We start from the raw sequence: 16,802 nt of genomic DNA, 5'->3' as shown, positions 1-16,802 counted from the left end.
CGTCCGGTGCGGACCAGCCGGTCAGGTCCAGGGCAGGGTGGCGGCGATCCGCGTCGGACCGCCGTCGGGGCTGTGCACCGAGAGCTTCCCGCCGAGCCCGTCGACCCGGTCGGCCAGGCCCGCCAGGCCGTGCCCCTTGCTGAGCATCGCGCCACCGGCGCCGTCGTCCTCGACCGTGACCTGGAGGCTCCTGGGCTCGCCCTGGACCGCCCCCGGGCCCTCGGGGCCGTCCACCACCGAGACGGTCACCGCGGCGGTGGAGGCCGACGCGTGCTTGGCGACATTGGTGAGCGCCTCGGTGACCACGTAGTACGCGGCGCTCTCGGTCGCGGCGGCCGGGCGCCGACCCTCGGGCAGGTCCACCCGCACCGAGGTCGGCACGGCCGAGCGGGCGACCACCGCGGTGAGCGCCGCCGCCAGGCCGCGATCGGTGAGGATCGGCGGGGCGATGCCGCGGGAGAGACCACGCAGCTCGGCGAGGGCCTCGGCCGCCTGGGTGCGCGCCTCGGCGATCATCGCGCGGGCCTCGTCAGGGTCGTCGGCCAGGCGGCGCTCGGCCGCCGACAGGTCCATGCCGAGCCGGACCAGACGCTGCTGGGGACCGTCGTGGATGTCACGCTCGAGCCGTCGCAACGAGTGCGACTCAGCCGCCGCTGCGACCGCGCGGCGACTGGTCAGCTCGTCGACCTGGGCCGCGAGCGCCGCCCGCGAGGAGCCGGTCAGGAGCAGCCGGGCCCACCCCACGTGCACCTGGGCGCAGGCCCGGGTCACCGGCACGAGGCTGAGCGCGAAGAGGATCCCAAGGATCAGGTTGAACTGGGCCTCGCTGATCGGCAGACCGAGCAGCTCGACGAGGGTCGTGTTGGTCTCGGGGTTGGGCAACCACCGTTCCCAGAACCAGAAGGTGAGGCCGCCGAGGGTCCCGGCCCACCAGGTCAGCACCACCGAGAAGGTCACGACCGAGAGCGTCAGCCCTCCGATGCCGTGCAGCACCGCCGCCCAGCGGCGGGGGTCGGCGAGCAGGCCGAGCATCCGGCGCAGGCCCGAGCCGCGGCGCGGGGCGTAGCGCACCGGCGCGAGCGTGGTCCCGCGGGCGGCGAGGCGATGGCGTTCGAGCCGCCCGAAGCCCACGGCAGCGGCGAGGGTCCCGGCAGCAACCGGCACCCCGACCACGGTGATCAGCAGGGCGGCCGCGAGGGAGAGCCCGGTGACCAGCACCGTGAAGGAGACCAGGGTGATCGGCAGGCCCCCCAGCACGTAGGCCGTGTCCCGACCGAGGCGTGAGAGCGTGCTGGAAGGCGTCGTCAAGGTCATGTGCTCGATCCTGCCGAGGGAGCAGTCATGTGCACGATCCTGCCTCCCGGTGGACCGGAGGTAGGGCTGGCCCCACCCCCCCGGGTCCCCTCCCTACGGCGTGGGCGGCCTACGCGCCGTCGCGCGCCCCTGCGGCGTCGGCCTCGGGCGGGTCGATCACCGAGGGACGGTCGTAGTCCTCGCCCGGTGTCGTCTCCCACTCGTGGCAGCCGGTCATCACCAGGATGGTCGAGTTGGTGGCGGTACCGAAGTACACGCGCCCCCCGAACTCGTCCTCAGCGACGCGACGCACACCGTCCGGGCGTTCGACAACGGTCGTGACCTCGCTGAACCCGTGTCGAGCACTGACATCCTCGACCACCTCGAGGAAGCGGTCCCGGGCCTCACCCTCGTAGCTGCCCCGGGCCAGGAGCCCACGGAAGGTCGCCGTCTCGGCCGCGGCGGACACCTCCGGACATCCCGAGCGGGTCAGCCCAAAGCCCTCCGCGTCGGGCTCCCAGACCAGGCCGCCCGGGTCAGCCTCCAGCGCCTCGACGATCTCGACCTGCATCGCCTCGTACCTGTCCAGCACCTGCTCCATCGACGGCCGGGCATCCATGGTGACCTCCTCTTCGCTCTGGGACCCCCCCTGCGCTGCACAGGCAGCCAGCACAGCGACCACGACGAGCGGCACAGCCGCCCGCCATCGGCACAACCTCGTCACCGGTCCACCTCGATCATCCTGTCCTCCGCACCGACGACGACCGCCGCGATGTTGTGCTGGCTGGTCGTGTCCTGGGTCAGGTACGCACTGTGCCCTGTCGACCGGTTGAGCGTCGCGCCGTCCATCTGCGACTCGTCGGTGGACAACGAGCGCAACCCGTCCATGCGGCTCGGGTCCCCACCGAACCGGCCGAGGTCCGCAACACCGTCCCAGTCTGCCTCGAGCTGGAACACCTGGCCCGAGGGCACCTGCAGGTCGGTGACGTCACCGGTCGCGATGCCCGGGGAGCCGAAGATCACCGCTGAGTCGACGCCGGTCGACTCCTGGAGGGCCACCCCCGTCGTCGTCGAGCCGTAGGAATGGCCCAGGGCCGTGAGGTTCGGGTTCACCGGGCGCGAGGCGTCGATACCGCGGTAGAAGTCGGCGAGGGCCGCGCCTCCGGTGTTCGCGGAGTCCTGGCTGGTGACGAAGTCACTGCCCGGACGGTGCCACTCGCTCCACTGCGGGGCCTCGTAGCCGAGCCACGAGACGGTCGCGACCGTGCCGCCGTCGCCGTGCCACAGCGACTCGTCCCGGGCCACACGCGCCAACTTCTCCATGTCGCGGTCGTAGCTGGCCATGCTGCCCCCGACGGTCGATGTGAAGCCCGGGGTGAACACAGCCACGTGGTCCGCGCTGTCTACGTCCCCGACAGCGACGGCCGCCATGAGCTGGCGAGCGCCTGTCGGGTCGAGCACGAGGAGCTGTCGACCTCCGCGGGACAGCACCTCCTCGATGGCGTCGAGCCCGGCGAGCTTCTCCTCGACGATCTTCAGTGCAGCGTCGTCGTTGGTGAACGTGCCGCCGAACCAGTTGCTGTCGAGGTTCGCGCGCAGCCGCTCGGCCTCGGCCTCGAGCTCGGAGCGGTAGGTGTCGATGAGCGCCCGGTTGGCCTGGTCGCGGATCCCGGCCGGGATGCCGTCGGTGTTGCCGAGCCACTCCGGGTGCTCGGCCAGCACCCAGGCCTGCTGCTCCTCGGACATGGAGCGCCACCAGGCGTTGGCCTCCCCCGGGCTGGCCCCCTCCGGCATCGGCGGCACCGAGGCGACGTCCGAGGCGGAGACCAGCGGGCCGTCCGACTGCGCGACGCCGTCCAGCGCTGCTGCCAGGGTGGCGTCCGCGTGCTGCGCGGCCCGCACGGCCTGGGCGATGCGGTCGGCGATCTCCGCGATCGCGATGTCCCGGTCCCGGGCGACCTCGGGCTCCCAGCACGCGATGTCGCTCACGGCCCCCGTGCTGCGGTCGACCCGGAAGCCCTGGCCCGAGGCCCACTCGAGGGCCGACTCGAGCTCGGCCTGGGCCGCGCGCAGGGTCGCCGCGGCGTCGTCGGCGGCCGCGGCGACCGACCCGGCCTCGGCCGCCATGCGGGACAGGTCGCGGCCGAGGCGGTCGTGCACGCGGCGGGCCGGTTCGCGCGAGGTGCTGACCCAGGTGGTGGGGGGCTGGCTCCGAGTCAGCTCGTCCTCGGCGACCAGCAGGGAACGTCGGTGCTGCACCAGCGCGTCCGCGATCGCGGCCACGTCGTCCGGCCGCCAGGACAGGACCGTGTCGATGGCACTCATCGGGGCGTGCTGCCCAACCGCGAGGTGAGACGGGAGAGGCTCGCGCCGCTGCGCTGGTCCGTGGCGGCCAGGGCGTCGGCGGACGCCTGGAGGTTCTGGGCGTAGGCGCGTGCGTCCGCCACCCAGGCCTCGGCGGCAGCCGACCACACCGAGGAGAGCCGACGCGCGCTGGCCGCGCTGGTCGACCCGGGCAGGGCCGCCGCGAGGGACGTCGCCTCGCGGTGATGGGGGACCGCAGCAACAGCCTCCGCCCCCTGGTCGGCCTGGCGGGCTGCGTCGCGGACGTCGCCCCCGTCGATCTCGACCCGGTCCCCCACGTTCGCCCCCTCGTCCGTCGTCAGCCCCCCGCGTGACGACCGGCTGATCGTGCCAGGGCCCCGGCGTCGTCGTCCAGACGGACCCTCACTCCCAGCCCCGTGTCGCCTCCTCCAGGCGCTGCCTCCCGAGCCGCGCCGTCGTCCGGCCGCGCTCGAGGAAGGTCGCCGCGAGCACCACGGCCAGGCCGAGCACTGCCACGAGCACCCACATGCCTGCCTGCCCGACGCCGGGCAGCAGCGCGACCAACGGCACGACCACCGCGAGGGCGAGGCCCGCGAGCACCACCATCGCGCCGGTGACCAACCGCCGTCGGACACGGGTGGCGACCCCCCACAGGGCGAGGGCGACGCCGATCGCCGCGGCGACCAGAGCGTGCACCACCGAGTCCGTCAGGGCTGACACGAAGGAGGAGACGACGAGGAACGCCATGCCGGCGAGCTCGAGCCAGGCGATGCCGCCGTCGACCACGGGCTGGTCGCGGTCGCGCCGGTCGGCCCGCCAGACCGCGACGACGACCAGCAGGGCCAGCCCGACAGGGACGGTGAACCAGACGGGGCTCGTGCCCACGGACTGCGCTGCGTACACGGCCCACGCGATCCAGGCGATCACGGGGGCGGCCATGCGCAGCCCGAGCACCCGCCAGGCCACGCCGAGGGCAGCAGCCTGGACCGCGGCGGCCGCGAGGACGGCTGCGCCGAGGATCACGTCCCCGACCGAGGGCAGGGCGAGCAGGGCGAGAGCCACTGTCGCGATGCCCAGGGCGGAGGCGGAGCGGCCCCACGCCGAGCCCGCGCGACGCAGCAGGACGGTGGCGACCGCCGCGGCGACGCTGACCCCGACGAGCACCAGGACCCGCGTACCGCCCGGGGCCTGCGCGGCCGCCAGCCCGGCGAGCAGACCGGCGGTGGCGGTGGCCGCGGCGACCTCGCGCCACCACGTCCACGGCCCCACCCGCACGAGCACCACGGCGGTGACGGTCAGCAGGGCCCAGGCGAGGACGTGCCACCAGCCGAGGACGACGGCCTCACCCATCGGCGCCTCGACGAGCAGATCGGCCCCCGAGGGCTGCGTGGTCGACCCGAGGACCACGGACCCGAGGGCGGTGGACGCCGGTGAGGTCGCGCCGACGGCGGCCCCCACGCTCAGCACCGCGGCCACGGTTCCCCACGGGAGCAGCCATGACCGACCGCGGCCCAGGGCCTGGACCGCGAGCGCCAGGGCGAGCAGGCCCGCGGCCCCCGCGACGGCGGTCGCCTCCGAGGCGAGCTGGGTCGACCAGTCCGCCGCGGTGGGCACGACGCCCCAGGCGGCGGCCGCGGCGACAGCGCCGATCCACTGCCGCACCCGACGGGTGGTCCCGTGCTCCCGCACGACGGCGAGCGCGGTGTGCGCGGCCGCGAGGGCGACCAGGGCCAGCACGGTCCACCACGGGCCGGCGTCGACCGTCGCGCTGAGGACCAGTGCGGTGCCGGCCCAGCCGAGCACCTCGCTCAGCCCTCGACGTCGGCGCAGGCTGACGGCCGCGGCGACCACGGTGGCGCCGATGACCAGGCGGACGAGGACCCGCTCCCCGGGCTCGGCCTCCGCGAGGGCGACGACGGCGGGCAGCACGGCACCGGCGGCAAGGGGCACGTCCCACCGCGCCCAGCGTCGGGTGGGTGTTGCGGGTGGGGTGGGTGTTGCGGGTGGGGTGGTTGCGGGTGGGGTGGTCGCGGGGCGGGGCCAGCGGCGGGCGATCAGCTGCGCCGCGCCCGCCATGGCGAGGACGGTGGCGACGTGCAGCCAGGCCCCCGGGTGGTCGGCGCCCAGCAGCCCGCCGGTGGCGAGCCAGGCGAGCAGCACGGCGATCATCCCGATGGTGCCGACGCCGGTCAGCGCGGACACCCCCGCGACGACGAGGGCAGCACCGGCGATCACGAGCCCGGCGCTCCAGGACCGGCTCGAGCCCAGGGCGACGAGCACCCCGAAGGACACCTGCACCGCACCCACCAAGGCAGGGGGCAGGGCCGCGGCACGGCGCGGCAGCAGGCGGGGGTCCCTGGGCCGGGCGCGGTCGGCGAGGAAGGCACCCAGGGCGAGCAGGCCACCTGTGCCGACGAAGGTCGCGGCCAGGAGAGTCCCCCCGGCGACCTGGTCCTGCGGGGTGAGGAGCAGGACGACGAGGACGAGCGGCGTGACCACGGTCCAGGCCGTCCAGGTCAGCACCGGGTGCCGCCGTCGGGTGAGCAGGGCCTGCGCGATCACCGCCGCGAGGGTGACCGCCTGCGGCGCCCCCCAGACCGAGGTCGCAACGGCCAGCAGCACCAGGCCGTAGCCGAACCACGGCAGCAGCGGGACCACGCGGCCTGCGCGGATCACCCGCGTCAGCGCGGCCAGCACCAGGCCGGCCCCGGCGGGCAGCACGGACCACCACGGGTGCTCCACCGGGAGGACGCCGGTCACGTGCGCGGCGAGCACCGTGGAGGTCACCGCGCTCGCCAGGGCCAGGGCCCAGGGGCCGTGCCGTCCGGCAGCGCCCAGAGCGTCGAGCAGCCTGACCACGGGCGAGCCGCCGGTGGTCGGGATCTCTCCGGGCGCCCCGACGGCCGGTCGGTCCGAGGCGAGGGCTGTCACGAGCCAGCCCGCGGTGGCGGCCAGCGCGGTCGCGGTGAGGGCGACCAGGAAGGCGGGTTCGTCGAAGAGGTGCGGGAGGCGGGCGGGGGGCGCCGGGTCGAGGGCGACCAGCGCGGCCACCACGGCAGTCACGTGGCCCGCGAGGCCCAGGGCCCCGCGCGCGCGGCTCGCGGAGGAGCGGACCTCGGCCCCCGGGGGGACGCGCCGGTTGCCCAGGACCACGGCGAGCAGGCCCAGCACCGCGAGCACCCCGGCGCGGACCACGACGTCGACCTCGAGGGCCGCGGCAGCGGTGAGCCACCCCCACCACACGACCGGGGTGGCCACCCCGACGGTCCAGACCCGCGGGAGCGGGCCGGCGACGAGCGCCCCGAGGAGCAGGAGCACCACGACGGGGACGGCGGCCCGCGGCCACCACTCCCCCTCGGTGAGCCAGCCGTCCGCGGTCCCCGCCACGGTCGCCAGCAGCGTCATCCCGCCGACGGCCCCCCACCACCAGATCCACAGGTCCGGTCCGCCGGGTCGCCGGAGCCAGCCGCGGGCCAGAGGGGTGGCCGCCAGGACCAGGCCCGCGGCGACCAGCAGCGTCGCGGGTCCGTCGAGCAGGTCCGCCACGGCCGCGAGGGCGAGCAGCGGGGCACCAGCCGCAGCGACGTCGAGACCACCACCGAGCCCGCGCACCACCGTGGCCTCGGTGCGACGCCAGGTCGCCCACCCTGCGAGGAGGGCGATCGCCCCGACGGCCCACCACCCGTCGGCCACGGCGAGCAGCGCCACCGTGGGCAGGGCCCAGGCGAGCACCACGCGCCCGGGGCCCTGACCGCGGACCAGCAGACGTTCCGCCAGGACCACGCCGACCACGAGCACCCCGGGCAGCAGCACCGGCAGCAGTGCCGGGCCGGCCGCGGAGGGGTGCTCGGCGGAGAGCAACGGCGTCCCCGCCTCGGTCGCGAGCAGCCGCAGCACGACCACGAGCCAGGCGAGCACGAGCACCAGGTCTGCCGAGGCCGCGGCGATGCGTCCCGAGGCCCGCAGCACCAGCGCCAGGGCGAGCACCGTCACCACGAAGGGCAGCACCGGCCAGCCCTCGACCAGACCCGCGACGACCGCGAGCACGCCCACCACCACGGCCCCGGGCAGGGCAGCGGTCAGCGCCCCCTGACCCAGCCGACCCCGCAGGCCGTCGCGCGCAGCCCAGGCCCGTCCGAGCAACGTCGTCGCGAGGGCGGTGAGGGTGACGACCGCGATCTGTGCGGCCCCGGGGACGGCGACGTCCTCCCCTGCGGGCACCGGGCGCCCGAGGCCGACGGCTCCCATCGCGGCCGCAAGCCACAGCACCGGGGCGACGACGGCGACCAGGGCCGTGGTGGGCCAGCGCCGGGCGAGCAGCACGTAGACCAGGGCCAGGGCTGCGATGCCCAGGCCTGCACCGATCGGCAGAGCTGCGCCGTGGAGGTCGGGCGGGAACGGGGCGCCGTCGACCATGGAGGTCACCAGCATGAGGGCGAGCAGCAACCCACCCAGAGCCACCATGGCCCGCGCGACGAAGGTCGCCCCGCTGCGTCCCAGCAACCAGGCCGCCACGAAGGGCACGACGGCGACCGCGAGCTCGGCCACGGGTCGGATGGTCGGAGCGACGTCACCGAAGGCGAAAGCCACCAACCCGAACACCCCGACGAAGAGCAGCAGCACCCCGAGGTAGGCGAGGCCGTGCACCGTGAGGTCGAGGTCCAGGCGCCGACGGACCGTCGCCCACCAGCGCGCCGCCGGGCCCGGCTCGGCCGGTGGGCGCGGTGCGAGCGGCAGGGCGGGACCCCGCCCGGCGGGCACAGGCGGGAGGGCCTGGGCTGGGGCGGGAGCAGCACCGGAGGCAGCGGGCGCGACCGTACCCGGGAGGGGCAGCGACGGGGCTGGCGCCTGGGCTTGGGGCTGCTGGGCGTGCGAGGGCTGGGCCGGCGCCGTGGGCTGGGCCGGAGGGGTCGGCGGAGCGAACGCGGGCTGGGCCTGCGTGGTCGACGGGTCTGCGGTGGGCGGAGCCGTGGGAGTGGCAAGGCTCGGAGTGGTGGGGCTCGGAGGGGCGGGGGCGGCCGGGGCGGCCATCGGGGCGGCGGCGTGCTCCCCTCCGTGTCGCGCTTCGGTCGCCAGCTCGTCGGTGAACCGCGCCAGGGCGTGCACGACCGCGTCGGTGGCTGCGCCGCGTCGTCGGGCCTCGGGCAGGTAGGTGTCCCGGACGAAGCGCAGGCTCTCCAGGTGCTGAGGGCCGAAGGCCGGAGGGCGACCGTCCCAGACACGGGCGCCGTCCGACTCCCAGGGGGTCCACTGCGCACCGTCCCACCAGCGCATGGCGGTGATGCGGTGCGGATCGGGATACCACCCGGCGTTCCATCGTCCCTGCACGTGCCCTCCTGCGGTCGGCTGGGCGCCATCCTGGCCTACCCGGACCACGAGCGGGGCGCAGGACCACGACGACCTCGGCCGGCGAGCCCGCCGAGGGCCATCCCGATCGTGACGGGCGGGCCCGTGCCCACCGTCCACAGGCCGCTCTTCGCGGCCGTCCTCCACAGGTATGCGGTCCCGCCCCACGGCCCCCTCACCCCCTGGCTAGCTTCGGTCTCCGTCAGACCAGACGGCCAACGACGAGCAGGGGGACCACGTGGATCACGAGATGGCGGTCAGCGCCGACGAGCTCCGGCGGGTCGAGGACCGCGTGGCCACGGGGGCGGACACCCTGCGCGGGGGCATCAGCGACGCGGGGCCCACCATCAGCGGGGTCGGGAGCGAGGAGATCGCGACCCTCCTCGGACTGCACCGCGAGGAAGGCCGAACCCTCGTCGCCGTCCTCGAGGGGACGGTCGAGAAGCTGCAGCAGACCCGGGCCGCCTACTCAGAGACCGACACGAGCGTCTGGACCCGCCTGCTCGACCTCGAGCAGGGCCAGGTGACGGCCTCCTCGCACCGCATGAGCGTGGCATGAGCATCTCCACGGTCCTCGAGGTGGACCTCCCGGGCTGCTCGGCGGCCGCCGAGGAGCTGCACGCCCTCGCCGGCGAGCTCGAGGGGGCGGGCACCGTGGTCGCCACCGCCCGGCAGACCGAGTGGGACGGTGACGCAGGTGACGCCTACCGCAGCCGCATGGCCACGGTCGTGACCCACCTCGACTCGGCCGCCGCCTGGTGCGAGAGCTCCGCGAGCGCGATCGAGACCTTCGGCGACGCGGCCCGGTGCGCTCGTGCCGCGATCGACGGTGCCCGCGACGCGGCCGCGGCGGCGGGCCTCACCGTGACCGCGAGCGCCGTGCTGGCCCCTGCTGCGGCACCGGTCACCGTCGGGGCCCAGCTCGTCGGCGGGCCAGCGGTCGCGACGCTGCTCGAGGCCGCGCACGCGGTCACCCGGGCCGAGGTCGACCGGGCTCGGGGCGACCTCGAGGTGGCGCGGCAGGAGCTCGTCGAGGCCCTCCGCTCGGCGGAGCAGGCCCGGTTGCCCTCGGTGGCCGAGCTGTTGCCCGACGGGGGGACCTCGCTCGCTGCGGGGGTGGTGCGGTCCGACGTGTTCGGGGCCTTCGTGCTCCAGCCCTCGAAGGACGCCCTCGCGCGGTATCGGCGCTTCCCGCTCCTGGTCCCGAGGGCCGACGCCCCCATGATCTCGATCGTCCCGCGGCCCGCGGTGACCACCGAGCTCGGCATCCCGCTCGTCCAGCACCGGTCCGGGCTCTTCCTGCCGCAGTACTCCTCGGCCGACCCGGCGGTCCTCCAGCTCAAGGAGGCCTCCCAGGGGCCGACGTTCCACCGCCTCGACCGACCGACTCTCGTGACCGACGCCGGCCTGGGCCGTCCTCCGACCTGGGCGCGTGTGGGCGGTCGCTCGCTGGGGGCCGCTGGGACCGGCCTCACGGTCTATGACGCCTACGCGAGGCAGTGGGAGGAGGACCGGTTGGCCCACCCCGGATGGACCGAGGACCAACGGGTGCTCAGCGCGACGACGACAGCCGCGGTCGAGGGCGGGGCCACGGCTGGAGGGGCCTGGGTCGGTGCCAAGCTCGGCGCTGCGGCGGGCTCGTTCTTCCCCATCCCCGTGGTCGGCACGGTGGGGGGAGCACTGATCGGGGCTGCCATCGGGGCTTTCGTCGGAGGTCGGCTGGCCGCGGAGGCAACCGCCCAAGGCCGCGAGATCCTCGCTGGCGATGCACCTCCGCGATGATGGCGACATGCTGCCCGCCCTCGCGTCCTCACGAGGGAGGTCTTCATGCTCCGGATGATCCTTGCCTACGCCTTTGCCTTCGGGATGCTGGGCCTGGGGCTGGGCCACTACGCCGGGCGCCTGCGCTTCCTGATGCGCCACGTGCAGATCCATCGCTACGAGTCCCTCTCCTTCGCCTGGATCGGCGGTGGCCTCCTCATCCCCCTCTCGGCCCCCCTGGTCCTCGGGATCGAGGAGCCGTGGGCCGCAGGGGCGGTCGCCGTGATGTTCGGCACCCTCGCGGTGCTGCACGCCTCGACCGTCGCGGTGATGTCCGTCGGCGTGCTCGGGCTCTTCTGGATGCCGCCCTTCCTCCGCCCCGCCTGGATGAAGGAGGCCCGCCGCCCGTCACTCCCCCCACCCCCGGAGGCCCCATGACCACCACCACAGCGATGCCGACCGTGACCTGCCCGACGACGGGCGTGACGCTGCCCGTCCCGCCTGGCTGGGAGCAGGTCGACGCACCCGGCTGCACCCTCGCCCTCGCGGGCCCACCCCGACAGGCGGCGCGGAACGGCACCGAGATGCGCGCGAGCGTCGTGGTGACGGCCCACCCCCACGCCGACGGGACCAGCACCGACGTGCACGCCCTCGGCCACGCCGCCCTCGCCGCTGCCACCCTCGACCCGGGCAGCCTGCCGATCGCCTACGACGTGCTCCCCCTGCCCCGAGCCCTCGGCAGCCGGCGGCTGATCGTGAGCGCGACGCAGGGAACGCTGCCGGTGGAGATCACCCAGGTCCTCGCGGTCACCGACCGCCACGCCCTCAGCATCACCGCGACCCGGCCCGTCGGGGACCTCGGGGACCCCAGCGCGACGACCAGCACCGTCCTCGGCGGCATCGAGCTCGGGGAGGGAGCATGAGCGAGGTCCCCCTCGACACCTACCTCCTGGAGGTCGACGAACCCGTCGAGGACCTCGTCGAGATCCTTCCCGAGCGACCCTTCGCACCGAGCGGGGTCCAGGTCCCGGCCGAGCTCCTCGACCAGCTGGGCCCGACGCTGCGCCTGCGCCGCACCCCACCGGCACTGGTCGAGGCCGGCCTCGCGCAGCGCAGCGGTGCCCTCACCCCGATCGGGCAGCACCTGTCCCGGCTGCACCGCAGCCCCGACCACCGCCTGCGGGTCGACGCGACCACCGCGGACGGCCAGGCCGGACACCTCGAGGCCTCGTTCCGCGAGGGCTACGCCGCAGTGCTCGCCACCCCCTCCCCCCTGGCCCCTCAGCCCAGGGGCCAGCGGTACGACGTCGACCCGTTCGTCGACGTGGTCGACGCCGCGCAGGTGCCCGGGGTGCTCGCAGCGTGGATCGGGCTCCGACCGGCGTGGAGCCTGGCCACCGAGCCGGCGACGTTCCCCCGCCACTACCTCGACGACCGGCTCCGGTCGCCCACGGCCCCGCCACCGCCCGACGCAGACCCGCACCTGCGCCACGTGTGGAACCAGACGTGGACCCGGTGGACGTTGCGCGTCACCGCCGGACCGACCGTCCGGGAGATGCTCCGCACCACCCGCACCGGCATGGTCGAGGTGCGGCCCGCCGAGACCCCCGGCGACATCCACCTCGACGCCGCGCACTCGAGCGTGGTGTGGGCCGAGCTCATCCGCTGCGCCCACGCCTGCACCCTGTGACGACGGCTCTCGTCTCGGCGGCTGGACGAGGGGTTGGGCTCAGCCCGCCACCCTGGTTCCATCGTGCGCATGGCACGTGAGGCGATCGTGAGCGCAGCGCTCACCCCTGCCCGTGCCTCGCTCCGACGCCGAATGCCGTAGGGCGCGCGCCGTCCCACGCCCCACCCCACCGTCCGGCTGCCCGCCGGCCGGTCGGTGCGCGTGGGCATGCTCCCTGAGCCACGGTCGCGCCCGCTCCACGACGGCCGACCCGACGTCGCGCCGTCGACGCCCCCACCCGGCACGGACCACCGTGCGGGGCCCGTCGAACGCAGGAGCACTCCCATGACCACCACCGCATCCACCCCGCAGACCACCCAGACCGCCGCCGCCCTCGCGGAGCACCGTGAGCAGACCCTCGGTGCGATCCTCTCCGCCACGACGAGCGCCGTGGGTGAGGACCCGACCCGCGCCGCCGTCCAGTTCAGCGCGAGCGGTACCGCCACCGGCTCGGTCGCGACCGACGTCCGCACCCGCCAGCACACCTTCGTCGTCGACGAGCCCGCCTCCCTGGGTGGGGACGACTCGGCCACCAACCCGGTCGAGTACGCCCTCGGGGCGCTGATCGGCTGCCAGGTGGTGACCTACCGGTTCTGGGCTACGCGCCTGGGCATCCAGCTCGAGGACGTCCAGATCGAGGCGGTGGGGGACCTCGACGTGCGCGGGTTCTTCGGCCTCGAGGAGGGCGTGCGCCCGGGCTTCGGCGAGATCCGCCTGGACGTGCGGCTGACCGGGCCGGAGAGCGCCGAGCGCTACGCGGAGCTGCACCGCGCCGTCGACGAGCACTGCCCCGTGCTGGACCTGTTCACCGGCACCACGCCGGTGACCACCAGGGTGACCTCGGCCCCCGCCTGATCCCTCGTCCAGCCTCCTCGGCCCGGCCTCGGTCAGTCCGGGGCCGGGCCGTCCGGCGCTGTGCCGTCCCGCGCAGAGCCCGCGCGCCTCGGCCGGAGCACCATCCACCAGAAGGCGACGGGCGACAGCACGACGACGACAGCAAGCCCGCCGAGCATCATCGCGACGGTGACCCGCAAGGACCAGACCCACCCCACGAAGGCATCCTCGACCTGCATGGCGTCCTCACCGAGGAGGACGGCGCTCCAGACGCCCCGCGGCAGGTAGACGGCGTCGTCCCAGGTCAGGACGATGTACGGGACACCGAAGGTCGCCGTGCCGATCAACGAGGTGCCGAGGGCCACGAGCATGGCGCGGAAGACCACGGGGCGGCGCTGGTTCATCTCCTCGGGCGCGGCGGGGACGTCGACGAGCGGCTCGTCCCCGCCCGACCGCGTCGCCATGACCAGCACCATCACCCCGAGCCACAGGATCCCGCCCAGCAGCACCACCAGGGCGGCGACGACCCCTCCGACGGCGGGGAAGAGCGCGAGCGTGCGCCAGCCCTCGTCCCCAGGGAGCGGCATGAGGAGCAGGCCGAGGGCGAGAGACAACCCTGCCTGGGCCAGGCCCCAGGTGATCACCCGCGTCGCGACGTCCGCGGCCACCGATGCGGGCATCACCGGGGTCTCCCCGCGCGGGGCCACCGTGTCGAGCATGCGCTGGTAGCCGGGCTTCGTGCCCGGCGGGGTGCGACGCGCGGCGCGCACCGCGTCGACGACAGCGGCCACCAGGCCCGGAAGCGTGGTCAGCCCGAGGAAGACCAGGAGCACCGTCTCCCCCGACTCACCTGCCGGGTAGTCCTCGTACGCCGCGCGGCCGAGCAGGATCACCAGGGCCGCGGCGAGGGGCTGGACCCAGGTCGGTAGCCAGGAGGTGCGGGTGGACACGGTCGGTCACCGTACCGGCCGGCCCCGGCCGGCCCCCGCCGCGGGTCGGCGAGGGCCCCGCCCTACGATGGTGCCTCGCCCAGCCCGACGAGGAGTCCGATGAGCCCCGACCCCGTGCTGGCCGCCCTCGAGCGCGCCGTGCAGGCCAGCCCCGCCGACGTCGACCTCCGCCTCCACCTGGCTGCGCTGCTGCTCGACGCGAACCGCGCCGAGGAAGCCCGCGACCACCTCACGGAGGCGCGGCACGCCCAGCCCGACCACCCAGACCTCGCGGCCCTGACCGCCCGTCTCGCCGAGCAGACGGCCTTCGACTGGTCGGCGGCCGCAGCCCAGCTCGGGCCCCAGCCCGCCTTCGTCGACGAGGCCCCTGCTGATCCCCCGGCCGAGGTCAGCGAGGAGGATCCCCGCCTGCCCGTCGAGGAGGCGCCCGCCGGCCCGCCCGACCTCGACGCCGAGGCCCCGACCATCACCCTCGCCGACGTCGGCGGCCTGGAGGAGGTCAAGAAGCACCTCATGGCCTCCTTCCTCGCCCCGATGAAGAACCCCGCCCTCACCCGCCTCTACCGCAAGAGCCTCAAGGGCGGGCTGCTGCTGTACGGCCCGCCCGGCTGCGGCAAGACGTACCTCGCCCGCGCGGTGGCCGGCGAGCTGGGCGCCTCCTTCCTCACCGCGACCACGGCCGACCTGCTCGACGTCTACATGGGCGCCTCCGAGAAGCTCATCCACGAGTACTTCCGCAAGGCCCGCGCGGCCGCCCCCTGCGTGCTGTTCCTCGACGAGATCGACGGCCTCGGTGGACGTCGCTCGACGATGCGGCACTCGCCGGGCCTGCGCAACGCCCTCAACCAGCTGCTCGCCGAGCTCGACGGGGTCGGGGCCGAGAACGAGGGCGTCTACGTCCTGGCCGCGACCAACCAGCCCTGGGACGTGGACCCCGCCCTGCGACGGCCCGGGCGCCTGGACCGCACCCTGCTCGTGCTGCCCCCTGACGCCCCCGCCCGAGAGGCGATCTTCGCCGTCCACCTGCGCGACCGCCCCCTCGAGGGAATCCACCTGCCCTCCCTCGCCCAGCGCAGCGACGGGCTCTCCGGCGCGGACATCCAGTACGTGTGCGAGGTCGCCGCCCAGGACGCCCTCCTCGACTCGCTCACCACCGGCCAGGCCCGGCCCATCCGGATGCAGGACCTCTACCAGGCCCTCGACGTCACCACCCCCTCGACCCGGGCGTGGTTCGACACCGCACGCACCGCCGTGACCTACGGCAGCGACGACGGCACCTTCCGCCAGCTCAAGGCCTACCTCAAGAAGAACCGTCTGTGGTGAGTGCGGGCGGACAGCCCGGTGCGGACGCCTCGCCGGTCGAGCGGGCCGCCGCCCTGATCGAGGCCGGCCAGGCCCGCGTCGGGATCGAGATGCTCGAGCGGCACCTCGCGACCGCACCGACCGACACCGACGCCCTCGTGGAGCTGGCCCGAGCGCGGCTCAGCCTCGGCGAGGCACAGGTTGCGAGCGACGTCGTCGGCCGCGCGGTGGGCCTCGCCCCGGACGACCCCGCGATGGCCATCACCTGGGCCCGCTGCCGCTCGGTGCTGGGCGATCACCACGGCGCCGAGGCAGGCGCCCGTCGCGCCGCCGAGCTCGCGCCCGACGACCCCGCCGTGCACTGCCTGCTGGCCGTCGCGCTGGGCGACCTCGGCCGGCTCGACGAGGCCCACGTCGAGCTGGCCGTCGCTGCGGAGGTCGCCGACCCCACCGGGCAGGACCAGGTCACCCTCGAGGTCGCGAGCGCCTCCGTCCTGAGCCACCGACGGTCCGACCGACGCGCGATGCTCCGTGCCGCGCGACGGGCTGCCGCCCTCGCCCCGGGCGACCCGGCGGTGCTGCAGATGCTCGCCGCGCGAGGGACCCAGGCGCACCGCTGGTGGCTGGGGTTCGGCGCGGCGGCCGACGCGATGCGCCTCGACCCCGGCAGGGCGGGGAACCGGCCGATGGCGCTGTTCTGCCTCGGCAGGGCCCATCGGCGTCTGATCTACCTGCAGCTGCTCTCGACGGTCGCCCCGCTCGTCCTCGCCGGGATCGTCCTGGGCGAGTCCCAGGCGACGGCCACCCGGGGCGCCGCGATCGCCAGCCTCGCCGGCCTCGCCCTCGTGCTGCACTCGTGGCACCGGCAGCGCCCGATGGACCGCACGATCCTGCTCCTCGCGTGGCGGACCCTGCGCCGGTTCCCCGGCACCGTCCTCCTCCTCGCCCTCCAGGCCGCCGTCGTCGTGGGCCTGGTGGTCGCCGTCGCCCTGGGTGAGGTCCGCGTCCTGGGGCCCGTGGCGATGTCCACGATGGGCGTCGCGTGGCTCTCGTTCCTGCTGGGGTGGGGGCCGTTGCGCACGGCCAGCCGTGAGCTGGACGGGATCTCCCCGGAAGGGCCGCACGGCACGGCCCGACGGCGGCGTCGGGGCCGCACACCGCCCGCCGCGCCTCCCCCGCCACGCCCCTCCCGTCGCTGACCTGGCGGCCCTGGGCCCCCACGCCTACGCTCATCCCACTGCACTCGAGCGAGCAAAGGGGCC

General features: G+C 75.2%; 14 protein-coding genes. 8 read left to right on the top strand and 6 right to left on the bottom strand.

All coding sequences use genetic code 11. The annotated features are described in order from the left end of the window. Positions 1–21 precede the first annotated feature (21 nt). The 5 genes from J4G33_RS06315 to J4G33_RS06295 form a co-directional block, all read right to left on the bottom strand. Positions 22–1,314: a sensor histidine kinase gene (locus tag J4G33_RS06315; RefSeq protein ID WP_208055073.1), complete on the bottom strand. Its 1,293-nt coding sequence runs from the start codon at positions 1,312–1,314 to the stop codon at positions 22–24. A gap of 109 nt (positions 1,315–1,423) precedes the next feature. Beyond that, a complete protein-coding gene (locus tag J4G33_RS06310) occupies positions 1,424–1,966 on the bottom strand; it encodes an LppA family lipoprotein (RefSeq protein ID WP_307793786.1) in 543 nt (180 codons plus the stop codon). A gap of 47 nt (positions 1,967–2,013) precedes the next feature. After that, a complete protein-coding gene (locus J4G33_RS17600; RefSeq protein ID WP_208055071.1) occupies positions 2,014–3,618 on the bottom strand; it encodes an alpha/beta hydrolase in 1,605 nt (534 codons plus the stop codon). Then, complete coding sequence (locus tag J4G33_RS06300; protein ID WP_208055070.1) at positions 3,615–3,935, bottom strand: hypothetical protein; 321 nt, start codon at positions 3,933–3,935, stop codon at positions 3,615–3,617. Before J4G33_RS06300 ends, J4G33_RS17600 begins: the two co-directional genes overlap by 4 nt. An 85-nt stretch (positions 3,936–4,020) precedes the next feature. Continuing rightward, on the bottom strand, positions 4,021–8,946 hold the full coding sequence (locus J4G33_RS06295; RefSeq protein ID WP_208055069.1) for a DUF2510 domain-containing protein: 4,926 nt from the start codon (positions 8,944–8,946) through the stop codon (positions 4,021–4,023). Between the two features lie 268 nt (positions 8,947–9,214). On the opposite strand from J4G33_RS06295, the gene J4G33_RS06290 reads away from it, so the two are divergent. The 6 genes from J4G33_RS06290 (at position 9,215) to J4G33_RS06265 (ending at position 13,309) form a co-directional block, all read left to right on the top strand. Continuing rightward, positions 9,215–9,523, top strand: coding sequence for a hypothetical protein (locus J4G33_RS06290; protein ID WP_208055068.1), 309 nt, complete (start codon positions 9,215–9,217; stop codon positions 9,521–9,523). Next, positions 9,520–10,746 carry a hypothetical protein gene (locus J4G33_RS06285; protein WP_208055067.1) on the top strand — a complete coding sequence of 409 codons (1,227 nt, stop codon included), beginning with the start codon at positions 9,520–9,522 and terminating at the stop codon, positions 10,744–10,746. Before J4G33_RS06290 ends, J4G33_RS06285 begins: the two co-directional genes overlap by 4 nt. A 45-nt stretch (positions 10,747–10,791) precedes the next feature. Beyond that, the gene (locus J4G33_RS06280) at positions 10,792–11,163 is read left to right on the top strand and encodes a hypothetical protein (protein WP_208055066.1); all 372 of its coding nucleotides are present in this window, start codon (positions 10,792–10,794) and stop codon (positions 11,161–11,163) included. After that, complete coding sequence (locus J4G33_RS06275; RefSeq protein ID WP_208055065.1) at positions 11,160–11,648, top strand: hypothetical protein; 489 nt, start codon at positions 11,160–11,162, stop codon at positions 11,646–11,648. The genes J4G33_RS06280 and J4G33_RS06275 overlap by 4 nt, the downstream gene beginning before the upstream one ends. Continuing rightward, positions 11,645–12,415: a hypothetical protein gene (locus tag J4G33_RS06270; RefSeq protein WP_208055064.1), complete on the top strand. Its 771-nt coding sequence runs from the start codon at positions 11,645–11,647 to the stop codon at positions 12,413–12,415. The genes J4G33_RS06275 and J4G33_RS06270 overlap by 4 nt, the downstream gene beginning before the upstream one ends. Positions 12,416–12,739: 324 nt before the next feature. Continuing rightward, the gene (locus J4G33_RS06265; protein WP_208055063.1) at positions 12,740–13,309 is read left to right on the top strand and encodes an OsmC family protein; all 570 of its coding nucleotides are present in this window, start codon (positions 12,740–12,742) and stop codon (positions 13,307–13,309) included. Between the two features lie 32 nt (positions 13,310–13,341). Here J4G33_RS06265 and J4G33_RS06260 read toward each other — a convergent pair whose 3' ends face one another. Continuing rightward, the gene (locus J4G33_RS06260) at positions 13,342–14,238 is read right to left on the bottom strand and encodes a hypothetical protein (protein WP_208055062.1); all 897 of its coding nucleotides are present in this window, start codon (positions 14,236–14,238) and stop codon (positions 13,342–13,344) included. Between the two features lie 99 nt (positions 14,239–14,337). On the opposite strand from J4G33_RS06260, the gene J4G33_RS06255 reads away from it, so the two are divergent. Together J4G33_RS06255 and J4G33_RS06250 are read left to right on the top strand one after the other, a co-directional pair. Next, positions 14,338–15,561, top strand: a complete 1,224-nt coding sequence (locus J4G33_RS06255) for an ATP-binding protein (RefSeq protein ID WP_208055061.1) — start codon at positions 14,338–14,340, stop codon at positions 15,559–15,561. Beyond that, the gene (locus J4G33_RS06250) at positions 15,558–16,739 is read left to right on the top strand and encodes a tetratricopeptide repeat protein (protein WP_208055060.1); all 1,182 of its coding nucleotides are present in this window, start codon (positions 15,558–15,560) and stop codon (positions 16,737–16,739) included. The genes J4G33_RS06255 and J4G33_RS06250 overlap by 4 nt, the downstream gene beginning before the upstream one ends. Positions 16,740–16,802 lie beyond the last annotated feature (63 nt).

Origin of the sequence: Actinotalea soli (assembly GCF_017565425.1) — a bacterium.
GTDB lineage: Bacteria > Actinomycetota > Actinomycetes > Actinomycetales > Cellulomonadaceae > Actinotalea > Actinotalea soli.
This window is presented reverse-complemented; position numbering and strand designations above follow the sequence as displayed.

What these genes read in the sequence shown, in the direction of transcription:
- J4G33_RS06315 (WP_208055073.1), bottom strand. Translation starts at nt 1,314, where the DNA reads ATGACCTTGACGACGCCTTCCAGCACGCTCTCACGCCTCGGTCGGGAC.
- J4G33_RS17600 (WP_208055071.1), bottom strand. Translation starts at nt 3,618, where the DNA reads ATGAGTGCCATCGACACGGTCCTGTCCTGGCGGCCGGACGACGTGGCC.
- J4G33_RS06290 (WP_208055068.1), top strand. Translation starts at nt 9,215, where the DNA reads ATGGCGGTCAGCGCCGACGAGCTCCGGCGGGTCGAGGACCGCGTGGCC.
- J4G33_RS06285 (WP_208055067.1), top strand. Translation starts at nt 9,520, where the DNA reads ATGAGCATCTCCACGGTCCTCGAGGTGGACCTCCCGGGCTGCTCGGCG.
- J4G33_RS06280 (WP_208055066.1), top strand. Translation starts at nt 10,792, where the DNA reads ATGCTCCGGATGATCCTTGCCTACGCCTTTGCCTTCGGGATGCTGGGC.
- J4G33_RS06275 (WP_208055065.1), top strand. Translation starts at nt 11,160, where the DNA reads ATGACCACCACCACAGCGATGCCGACCGTGACCTGCCCGACGACGGGC.
- J4G33_RS06270 (WP_208055064.1), top strand. Translation starts at nt 11,645, where the DNA reads ATGAGCGAGGTCCCCCTCGACACCTACCTCCTGGAGGTCGACGAACCC.
- J4G33_RS06265 (WP_208055063.1), top strand. Translation starts at nt 12,740, where the DNA reads ATGACCACCACCGCATCCACCCCGCAGACCACCCAGACCGCCGCCGCC.
- J4G33_RS06255 (WP_208055061.1), top strand. Translation starts at nt 14,338, where the DNA reads ATGAGCCCCGACCCCGTGCTGGCCGCCCTCGAGCGCGCCGTGCAGGCC.